9 protein-coding genes and 1 pseudogene are annotated in these 9,913 nt (G+C 69.6%); 6 read left to right on the top strand and 4 right to left on the bottom strand.

Annotated features, from left to right (window positions below):
• The first annotated feature begins 197 nt into the window (after positions 1 to 197).
• The 4 genes from AU195_RS21470 (at position 198) to AU195_RS21455 (ending at position 4,320) form a co-directional block, all read left to right on the top strand.
• Positions 198 to 746: a YceI family protein gene (locus AU195_RS21470; protein ID WP_059161055.1), complete on the top strand. Its 549-nt coding sequence runs from the start codon at positions 198 to 200 to the stop codon at positions 744 to 746.
• Between the two features lie 305 nt (positions 747 to 1,051).
• On the top strand, positions 1,052 to 1,375 hold the full coding sequence (gene fdxA / locus AU195_RS21465) for a ferredoxin (protein ID WP_059161054.1): 324 nt from the start codon (positions 1,052 to 1,054) through the stop codon (positions 1,373 to 1,375).
• Positions 1,376 to 1,430: 55 nt separating this feature from the next.
• Positions 1,431 to 2,516, top strand: coding sequence for a succinyldiaminopimelate transaminase (gene dapC / locus AU195_RS21460; RefSeq protein WP_082703158.1), 1,086 nt, complete (start codon positions 1,431 to 1,433; stop codon positions 2,514 to 2,516).
• 31 nt (positions 2,517 to 2,547) lie between these two features.
• Positions 2,548 to 4,320 (top strand): acyl-CoA dehydrogenase family protein, encoded by a 1,773-nt coding sequence (locus AU195_RS21455; RefSeq protein ID WP_059161052.1) that lies wholly within the window; start codon positions 2,548 to 2,550, stop codon positions 4,318 to 4,320.
• Here AU195_RS21455 and AU195_RS21450 read toward each other — a convergent pair.
• Positions 4,221 to 5,888 (bottom strand): PucR family transcriptional regulator, encoded by a 1,668-nt coding sequence (locus tag AU195_RS21450; protein WP_059161051.1) that lies wholly within the window; start codon positions 5,886 to 5,888, stop codon positions 4,221 to 4,223. The genes AU195_RS21455 and AU195_RS21450 overlap by 100 nt on opposite strands.
• An 83-nt stretch (positions 5,889 to 5,971) precedes the next feature.
• On the opposite strand from AU195_RS21450, the gene pruA reads away from it, so the two are divergent.
• Positions 5,972 to 7,600 (top strand): L-glutamate gamma-semialdehyde dehydrogenase, encoded by a 1,629-nt coding sequence (gene pruA / locus AU195_RS21445; RefSeq protein WP_059161050.1) that lies wholly within the window; start codon positions 5,972 to 5,974, stop codon positions 7,598 to 7,600.
• 3 nt (positions 7,601 to 7,603) lie between these two features.
• Positions 7,604 to 8,563, top strand: a complete 960-nt coding sequence (locus tag AU195_RS21440) for a proline dehydrogenase family protein (protein ID WP_059161049.1) — start codon at positions 7,604 to 7,606, stop codon at positions 8,561 to 8,563.
• An 89-nt stretch (positions 8,564 to 8,652) separates the two neighbouring features.
• Here the strand turns inward: AU195_RS21440 and AU195_RS21435 are convergent, their stop codons facing one another.
• From AU195_RS21435 to AU195_RS25420, 3 genes and pseudogenes are all read right to left on the bottom strand, one after another.
• Positions 8,653 to 9,177: an Rv2253 family sensor-like surface protein gene (locus tag AU195_RS21435; RefSeq protein ID WP_059161048.1), complete on the bottom strand. Its 525-nt coding sequence runs from the start codon at positions 9,175 to 9,177 to the stop codon at positions 8,653 to 8,655.
• 116 nt (positions 9,178 to 9,293) lie between these two features.
• Entirely contained in the window at positions 9,294 to 9,686 is a 393-nt protein-coding gene (locus AU195_RS21430) for a YybH family protein (protein WP_059161047.1), read from the bottom strand.
• Between the two features lie 42 nt (positions 9,687 to 9,728).
• Positions 9,729 to 9,913, bottom strand: a pseudogene (locus tag AU195_RS25420) (HNH endonuclease signature motif containing protein); the annotation flags it as partial.

Below are 9,913 nucleotides of genomic sequence, written 5' to 3'. Positions count from 1 at the left end.
CTCGACCGCAACACACGATTCGAACCCACAACACTCCTCAATCAGAAGGGTGTTGCATCGACCGCTTGAAACCGCCGGCGATTTCTCGCACTGGACGCACGCTCGGCGCGCCCCCCGTCGGAATAGAACCGGACCATGGTCCGTTTCATCGGGTGGAGCGCCGGAACCGGCCCGGCGCATGAGCGAAGGAGACGCATATGACCGCTGCAACCACCACCGCGCTGGGAACCGGCACCTGGACCATCGACCCGGTGCACTCGACCATCGGCTTTTCCGTCCGCCACCTCATGGTGAGCAAGGTGCGCGGCACCTTCGACGACTTCACCGGGACCATCACGGTGGGTGAGGACGGCGCCGCATCGGTGACCGCCGAGATCGCCGTGGCCTCGGTGAACACCCGCAACGAACAACGCGACGCCCACCTGCGCGCGGCCGACTTCTTCGACGTCGAGAACCACCCCGTCGCCACCTTCACCTCGACGGGCCTGCGCGCGGACGGCGACGGCTACGCACTCGACGGTGAGCTCACGATCAAGGGCCGCACCGAGCCGGTCACCCTCGCGCTGGAGTTCAGCGGCACGAACCCGGGCATGGGACAGGGCGAGGTCGCGGGTTTCGACGCGTCCGTCGTGCTCAACCGCAAGGATTTCGGCATCGACATCGACATGCCGCTGGAGACCGGTGGTGCGGTGGTCGGCGACAAGGTCACCGTGACCCTCGAGATCGAAGCCCTCAAACAAGCCTGACGACGACCTTCGGACGCCACGGTGACGCACAGTGTGCAGCACCGTGGCGTCATCGTTGTCCCAGCGCACGATTGCTTACGCGCATCAGGTGTGGCGGCTGGCAGGTTTGTAAGTGCGACGTTTAGTATCAGTAACCACGCGCAACTCCTAGTCCGGATTGGGCGTGCAAGTTAGGGCACACTGAGACAACCGTCCAGGTATCGGCTGGGGATACTTCCAGGCGGATCGGCGGAACTGCCTCGGGGCGCCCTACCCGATCCGGCAGCCCACTGGACAGTTAGACCGAGGAACACTTAGGAGAACCGGTGACGTACACCATTGCCGAACCCTGTGTCGACGTGAAGGACAAGGCATGCATCGAGGAGTGCCCAGTCGACTGCATCTATGAGGGCGCACGCATGCTGTACATCCACCCCGACGAGTGCGTCGACTGTGGAGCCTGCGAACCGGTGTGCCCGGTGGAGGCGATCTATTACGAGGACGACGTCCCGGACCAGTGGAGCGCCTACACCCAGCACAACGCGGACTTCTTCGCCGACCTCGGTTCACCCGGCGGTGCGTCCAAGGTCGGCCAGACCGACAACGATCCGCAGGCCGTGAAGGACCTGCCGCCGCAGGGCGAGGACTGACACGCCTCCCCATAGGCCCGCCCCCGAGGTAGCCCGCCGGGCGGTCTCCTCGACGCTGCCGGAGTTCCCCTGGGACACGCTGGCAGCGGCCGGCGCGCTGGCGCGCTCCCACCCCGACGGCATCGTCGACCTGTCGGTCGGTACGCCCGTCGACGAGGTGGCGCTGGTGATCCGGGAGGCCCTCGCCGCGGCCGGCGCCGCACCCGGGTATCCGACGACCGCGGGCACACCCGCGTTGCGGGCGTCGGCGAAGGCCGCGCTCGAACGCCGCTACGGCATCACCGGCCTGGCAGACGACGCCGTGCTGCCCGTGATCGGGACCAAGGAACTCATCGCCTGGTTGCCGACGCTGCTCGGGGCGCGGTCCGACGATCTGGTGGTGGTGCCCGAACTCGCGTATCCCACCTACGACGTCGGCGCCCGGCTGGCCGGGGCCCGGGTGATCCGGGCCGATTCGCTCACCCAGCTGGGCCCGCAGACCCCGGCGCTGATCTTCCTCAACTCCCCGAGCAACCCGACGGGCCGGGTGCTCGGCGTCGACCACCTGCGCAAGGTCGTCGGCTGGGCCCGCGAACGCGGGGTGCTCGTCGCGTCCGACGAGTGCTATCTGGGCCTCGGCTGGGATGCCGCACCGGTCTCCGTGCTGCACCCCTCGGTCTGCGACGGCGACCACACCGGTCTGCTGGCGGTGCACTCGCTGTCGAAGACGTCCTCGTTGGCCGGCTACCGCGCCGGCTTCGTCGCCGGCGACTCGGCGGTGGTCGCCGAACTGCTGGCGGTGCGCAAGCACGCCGGGATGATGGTGCCGACACCCGTGCAGGCCGCGATGGTGGCCGCCCTCGACGACGACGCGCACGAACTCGTGCAGCGCGAGCGCTACGCCCGCCGCCGCGACGTGCTGTTGCCCGCGCTGAAGGCCGCCGGGTACACGGTCGACCACTCCGAGGCGGGGCTCTACCTGTGGGCCACCCGCGGTGAGGAGTGCCGGGCGACCGTCGACCGGCTCGCGCGGCTCGGGATCCTGGCCGCACCGGGCGAGTTCTACGGCCCCCGCGGCGTCCGGCACGTGCGGCTGGCGTTGACCGCCACCGACGAGCGGATCGCCGCCGCCGCCGAACGGCTTTCGGCGAACCCGGCTTAGTCCGCCGCCGCCCGTAATACCGTCGCTGTCGATGAGCGACTACGACGTCGAAGCCGTCGACCGGCTGCCCTTCAGCACCGCCGACAAGGCCGACCGCTACCGCACGGACCGCTTCGGCGGTGCCGCCGGCCTGAACTGGTACACGACCGATCCCACACTGCAGTTCACGCTCGCGTACTACCTTCCGCCGGACCAGCTGCCCGTCGCGGAAACACATCTGACGCGCATCGGCGAGCTGATGGGCGGCGCCGTCGCCCGGTGGGCCGAGGAGACCGACCGCAACCCACCGCGGCTGGAGCGGTACGACCGCTGGGGACACGACGTGGGCCGCGTCGTCATGCCGCCGTCGTTCACCGAGGCCAAGCGGGCAGTGCTCGACGCCCAGGAGGCGCTGCGCGACGATGTGCGCGCCGCGGGTGGCCGCTCGTCGATCCCGATGTTCGCCGCCAACTACCTGCTCGACCAGGCCGACATCGGGCTGGGCTGCGCGCTGGGCACCGGCGGCGGCATGGTGCAGGCGCTGGTGGCCGCCTATGCCCCCGCCGACGTGCGCGAGCACGTGCTGGCGAAGTTCGAGTCCGGCGAGTGGGCGGGGGAGACGGCCCAGATGCTCACCGAACGCACGGGGGGCTCGGACCTCGGCGCGCTGGAGACGACGGCCACCCGCCGCGGCGATGCCTGGGCGCTCAACGGGTTCAAGTGGTTCGCGTCGAACTGCGACGGCGAGGCGTTCGTGGTGCTGGCCAAACCCGAGGGCGCGCCGGACTCGGGGCGCGGCGTCGCTTCGTTCCTCGTCCTGCGCACCCGGCGCGACGGCTCCCGCAACGGCGTGCGGATCCGGCGGCTGAAGAACAAGCTGGGCACCCGCTCGGTGGCCTCCGGCGAGGTGGAGTTCGTCGACGCCGAGGCGTTCCTGCTCTCCGGTGAGCCCAGCACCGACGCCGGCCCGTCCGACGGTAAGGGGCTGGGCCGGATGATGGAACTCACCAACGCCGCGCGCCTCGGCATCGCGCTGTTCGCGCTGGGCAATGCGCGACGGGCGCTGGTCGAGTCGCTGACCTATGCGCGGCACCGGCATGCGTTCGGCTCCGCGCTGATCGACAAACCGCTGGTGCGGCGCAAGCTCGCCGAGCTGATCGTCGACGTCGAGGCCGCGCAGGCGATGGTCTTCGACGGCACCGGACTGGCCAATCACCGTCAGCCGCGGCGCGTCCGGCAGCGCATCGCGGTGCCCGTCACGAAACTCAAGGTGTGCCGGCTCGGCATCACCGCCGCATCGGACGCAATCGAGATGCACGGCGGCAACGGCTACATCGAGGATTGGCCGGTCGCCCGGCTGCTGCGCGACGCGCAGGTCAACACCATCTGGGAGGGCCCCGACAACATCCTGTGCCTCGACGTGGCGCGCGGCATCCGGCGGGCGCAGGCGCATGAGCCGTTCCTGAGCAGGCTGCACGACGCGGTGTCGGTGTCCGACGACAATCCGACCACGCACCTGGTGTCCCAGCGCGTCGACGACCTCGACGCCGCGATCACGGCGTGGACGAAGCTCGACGGCGCCGTCGCCGAGGCGCGGCTGTTCCCGCTGGCGCAGTTCATGGCCGACGTGTACGCCGGTGCCCTGCTGACCGAACAGGCGGCGTGGGAGCGCGCCGAACGCGGCGGTGAGCGAAAGGCGTTGGTGGCGAGGCTGTATGCGCGCCGCTACCTCGAGGACCGCGGCCCGCTGCGCGGTATCGACGACGACGGTGACGAGGCGCTGGAGCGCTTCGACGAACTGGTCGGCGGCGCGTTCACCGGCTGATCGCTCTCGGTGGCGCGTAACCCCAGCGCGAGCACCAGCCGGTCGTCCGGATCGTCCAGCGAGGCACCGAGCAACGTCTCGATGCGACGCACGCGGTAGCGAATCGTGTTCGGGTGCACGTGCATTCGGCTCGCCACCGCCGCGATGTCGCCGAACCCGTCGAGGTAGGCGTGCAGCGTCTCGGCGAGCAGCGGTTCCCGCTCGCGCAAGGTCCGCACCCGTGGGTCGACGAGCCCCGGCCGGCCGGCGACGTGCGCGACGATCTCGTCCAGCAGCACCGTCGCACGGGCATCGGCCAACGACGTGATCTGCCCGATCGCGCCGGGATGCCGTGCCGCGCTGTCGAAGACCCGGTCGATCTCGGCGCGCGCCCCCGCCACGTCGGCGAGGCCCGGCAGCGGTGCGGCGATCACCGCATGCAGGGTCATCCCCGCCTCACGGCGCAGCACACCGACCACGCCGCGCACCCACGACGTCACCGACGGTGCCCCGATCTCGGGGAGCAGCACGTAGACCCGGTCGCCGGTCGAGGCGACCTGGGCGTCGACACGAAAGGCCGTGGCGCTCAACGCGATGACATCGGCGGGTGCACCGGGTGCCGCCGTGCGGAACCCGACCAGCGCGGCGCGGCCGCCCGCGTCGACGCCCAGGTCGCGGGCGATGGCGGCGATGTCGATGTCGGTGTCGTCGGACAGTCCGAGCAGTTCCCGGACCCGCAGTGTGTGGGTGGACGGGGTGGCCGCCATCCTGCCGAGTACCCGCGCCGCCAGCACCGCCCCGCCCCGCAGCACCTCCTCGGCGTCGTCGGCGAACGGCGCCGAACCCTGCTGCAGCCAGATCGTGCCGGCGAACGTGGGCGTCCGCCGGGCGCCCGTCGGCAGGTGGATACCGATCGCCATGCGCGGCCGCAGCCCGAGCTCGGGCCGTTCGGCCACCCGCACCACGTCGCGACCGGCTCGCAGCGCGTCGAAGATGCCCCACTGCCCGATCCACGCCAGGTGCTCGGGTGGGCCCGCGCGGCCGAGGATCGACAACCGGCGCAGCTCGTCGGCCTCCTCACTGGACGCCGAGTACGCGAGCACGTGCGACTGCGCGTCCTCGATGCTGACCATGCCGCGGGCGCGGTCGGCGATCGACTGCGACAGGCCGAACAGGTCGGTGCCGCCGGGCGGCGGCGGGTCGTCCCGGTCACCGCGATGGTCGAAGAACTGGTTGACGAGGCGGTAGAGCCGCTCCCACCGGGCGTGCGGGTCGACGGCCACGACCGCTGCGCCGCGCGCGATCGCGTGCTGCACGAGCTCGGGCGCCGGATCCTTGACGAACACGGCGACCGGGGGGCGCGGCTGCGCGGCGAGCCAGCGCACCGCGGCGTCGGCGGGGACGCCGAGCAGGAAGAACAGGTCGGCGTTGCCTGCAGAGGGGGCGATGCCGAGTTTGACGTCGTCGGCGTCGACGAGTGCGACCGACGCCACCGGCAGGTCGAGGCCGCGCGGTGCCTGCTGCAGCGTGACCATGGTGCGGTCCAACGCCAGCAGCAACTCGCCGAGCCGGATGCGGGCGCTGCGCATATTGTCCGATCGTAATGACGAGCTGGCGTTTATTTGGCCGATCGGCTAAGTGACGCAGGTCTCGTCTCGGGGATTCTGGAGCCATGGATGCGATCACCGAGGTACCCCTGCCGGCCAACGAGCCGGTGCACGACTACGCCCCCGGATCGGGTGAACGAACCCGCCTCACCGAGGCCCTGTCCCAGGTGGCGGCTGAGCCCCTCGACCTGCCGCACGTCATCGGCGGCCGCCACCGCATGGGTGACGGCGAACGCATCGATGTCGTGCAGCCCCACCGTCACGCCGCGCGGTTGGGCACGCTGACCAACGCCTCGCACGACGATGCCCGTGCCGCCGTCGACGCCGCACTCGCCGCGAAGGCCCAGTGGGAGGCGACGCCGTTCGACGAGCGCGCGGCGGTGTTCCTGCGCGCGGCCGACCTACTGGCGGGCCCCTGGCGGGAGAAGCTGGTCGCGGCCACGATGCTCGGACAGTCCAAGACGGCCTACCAGGCGGAGATCGACGCATCGTGCGAGCTGATCGACTTCTGGCGGTTCAACGTCGCCTTCGCCCGCGACATCCTCACCCAGCAGCCGGTGAGCAGCCGCGGGGTGTGGAACCGCACCGACTACCGGCCGCTCGAGGGCTTCGTGTACGCGATCACCCCGTTCAACTTCACCGCGATCGCCGGCAACCTGCCGACCGCGCCGGCGCTGATGGGCAACACCGTCGTCTGGAAGCCGTCGCCGACGCAGACATTCGCCGCGTACCTGACGATGCAACTGCTCGAAGCCGCGGGTCTGCCCGACGGTGTGATCAACATGGTGACCGGTGACGGCAAGGCGGTGTCCGACGTGGTGCTGGCCGATCCGCGGCTGGCGGGCATCCACTTCACCGGGTCGACGGCCACCTTCCAGCATTTGTGGCGTGAGGTCGGCGCGAACATCGAGCGCTACAACGGCTATCCGCGACTGGTGGGGGAGACCGGGGGGAAGGATTTCGTCGTCGCCCATGCGAGTGCGCGGCCGGATGTGCTGCGTACGGCCCTGATTCGGGGCGCCTTCGACTACCAGGGGCAGAAGTGCTCGGCGGCGTCGCGGGCGTTCGTCGCGCGGTCGGTGTGGCAGCGGATGGGCGACGACTTCCTCGGCGCCACCGAGGCGGTGCGCTACGGCGACGTGACCGACCTGTCGAACTTCGGTGGCGCGCTGATCGACTCGCGGTCGTTCGCCAAAAACGTCGCGGCGATCGAGCGGGCGAAGAGCGCACCCTCGGTGACGGTCGCGGCCGGCGGCGAATACGACGACAGCGAAGGCTATTTCGTGAAGCCGACGGTGCTACTCTCGGACGACCCGTCCGACGAGTCGTTCAGCACCGAGTACTTCGGACCGATTCTGTCGGTGCACGTCTACCCCGACGACGACTACGAGCGAATTCTCGGTGTCGTCGACACCGGGGCGAAGTATGCGCTGACCGGGGCGGTGATCGCCGATGACCGCAGCGCGGTGCTCGCCGCACAGCAGCGGCTGCGGCACACCGCGGGCAACTTCTACGTCAACGACAAGCCGACGGGTGCGGTGGTGGGACAGCAGCCGTTCGGCGGGTCGCGCGCGTCCGGCACCAACGACAAAGCCGGATCGCCGCTGAACCTGCTGCGGTGGACGTCGGCGCGGTCGCTCAAGGAGAACTTCGTCCCGCCGACCGACCACGACTATCCCCACATGGGGGTATGAGCGATGGGGGCCTTCCAGCGCATCGCGCGCCCGGTGATCCTCGCCGCCGCCCGCTCGGACTCGTTGCGCCACACGGCCGAACGGCTGCCCGTCACGCGAGGCGTGGTGCACCGGTTCGTACCGGGGGAGAGCGTCGAAGAGGCGTTGCGTTCAGTTGCGGCGCTTCGTGATTCGGGCCGTATCGTCAGCGTCGACTACCTCGGCGAGGACGTCACCGATGTCGACACCGCCAACGCGACGGTCGAGGCGTACGTCAAGCTGCTCGACGCCATGGGCCGTCGCGACGAACCCGTAGACGGTGGCGTGCGGCCACTGGAGGTGTCGCTGAAACTGTCCGCGTTGGGGCAGGCGCTGCCGCGGGACGGGGAGAAGATCGCGCTGGAGAACGCGCACACGATCTGTACGCATGCCCAACGCGTCGGCGTGTGGGTCACCGTGGACGCCGAGGACCACACCACCACCGACTCGACGTTGTCGATCGTGCGGGAACTGCGGGCCGAGTTCGACTGGCTGGGCACGGTGCTGCAGGCGTATCTACGCCGCACCCAGGACGACTGTGCGGAGTTCGCCGCATCGGGGGCGCGGATCCGGTTGTGCAAGGGGGCCTATGACGAACCCGCGGCGGTGGCGTTCCGCGACGCCGATGCGGTCACCGATTCGTATCTGCGCTGCCTCGAGACGCTGATGGCGGGGCGCGGATATCCGATGGTGGCGTCGCACGATCCGGCGGTCATCGACGCGGTGCCTGCGTTGGCCGCCGCGCACGGCCGGAAATCCGGCGACTTCGAATATCAGATGCTGTACGGCATCCGCGATCCGGAACAGCAACGGCTCGCTGATGCCGGAAACGTTGTTCGCGTGTATGTTCCGTTCGGAACGCAGTGGTATGGCTACTTCGTGCGGAGGCTCGCCGAGCGGCCGGCCAACATGACGTTCTTCCTGCGGGCGCTGGCGGGCCGCTGATCTGTCTGTAATGATCATGATCGGCGCCGTGCCTGGCCGTGCCCACCATGGGTTCGGGGGAACGCGGTGAGTCGGTCACACGGGCGCCGTCACCACACGGGAAACGCCGCGACGGCCATGGTGACATTGCCGCTGCAGGGCCCGCCGAGGATGTCGGTGCGCCAACTGCCTTCGAGCGAACCGTCGCGCTGCGGAACGTAGTAGACGAAGCTGCGCGCCGGCGCCCACACCTTCGGGGCGCCGTCGCCCATGAAGCAATCCCACTGCCAGTCGTAGGACTGCGTCCAGCGGGCGCCGTCCCAGGTGTAGCGCAGCGGTTGCGGGACGGTGGGGTTCGACGAGCGGGGGCCGCTGGTAACCGTGGCGATGCAGACGCCACTCGTGCAGTCGGTCTTGAAGACGTACTGACCGGTGAAGTCGGCTTCGGGCTGTTGGGCCGCCGGACTGGTGCCTGCCTTCTGCGAGGCGTAGCTCACGACGGAGAACCGGCCCGTCCAGATCTGGCCGACGGGTGCGGCGGATGCGGTGTCGACCGGGCGGATGAGGGTTCCGACCATGGCGGCCATCACGACCGTGGCGGTCATCAACGCCACTAACGCTCGACGGGTAGCCATCGCCTTCCTCGCACTCTTCGTGGACACTCTTCGTGCCGGAAGCGCCAGCGTAGCAGCGTAATTGGGCCTGATCTGCGCCGTTATCCGAACTTGTCGATCTTGTTACCGCAAACCGGTCACAGCATGCAGAACGAGTGATGTTCGTGGGTGACGAGCCAGCGGCCGTCGCGTCGGCGGAGACCGATGGTCATCCGCAGCCGGGTGTCGGGAGCGGTGTCGCGGGTCTCCTGGGTGCCGCACCAGAGCAGGGCGTGGGCGAATGCCACATCTGTGCCCGCGGTGACGGCCAGTTCGAGGAGTTCGAACCGGCCGCCGCTGCGGAGGAATTCGAAGAAGGGCGGCCAGCTGTCGCGGTAGGCATCGAGTCCCCTCAAACCGGTGTGGGGTGGGGGGACGTCGAACATCACGATGTCGGGGTCGTGGTCGGCCAGCACACCGTCGATGTCACAGGCGGCGACGGCGTCGACCCATCGGGTGATCAGCTCGCGGATGGTCGCTTCGTTGCTCATGCCGATACAGACCAGGGTGCCGGCCGCATGTCATCGCCGCGTTCAGAAGGGTGGGGGTTTGTTGCGTTGGGTGATGGTGTCGTCGTTGAGTCGGCGTTCGGCTTGGATGCGGTAGTGGCGGTCTTGGGCGCGGGTGCGGCGGCGTTTGGGCATCATGAGGCCGCGGTCGGTTTTCGTCGGGTTGGTCGGGCTCATCGGTGCTGGGGCGGTGGGGGTGCACAGGGTGG

The sequence above is a fragment of the Mycobacterium sp. IS-1496 genome (genome assembly GCF_001499995.1).
In the GTDB taxonomy this organism is placed as follows: Bacteria; Actinomycetota; Actinomycetes; order Mycobacteriales; family Mycobacteriaceae; genus Mycobacterium.
This window is presented reverse-complemented; position numbering and strand designations above follow the sequence as displayed.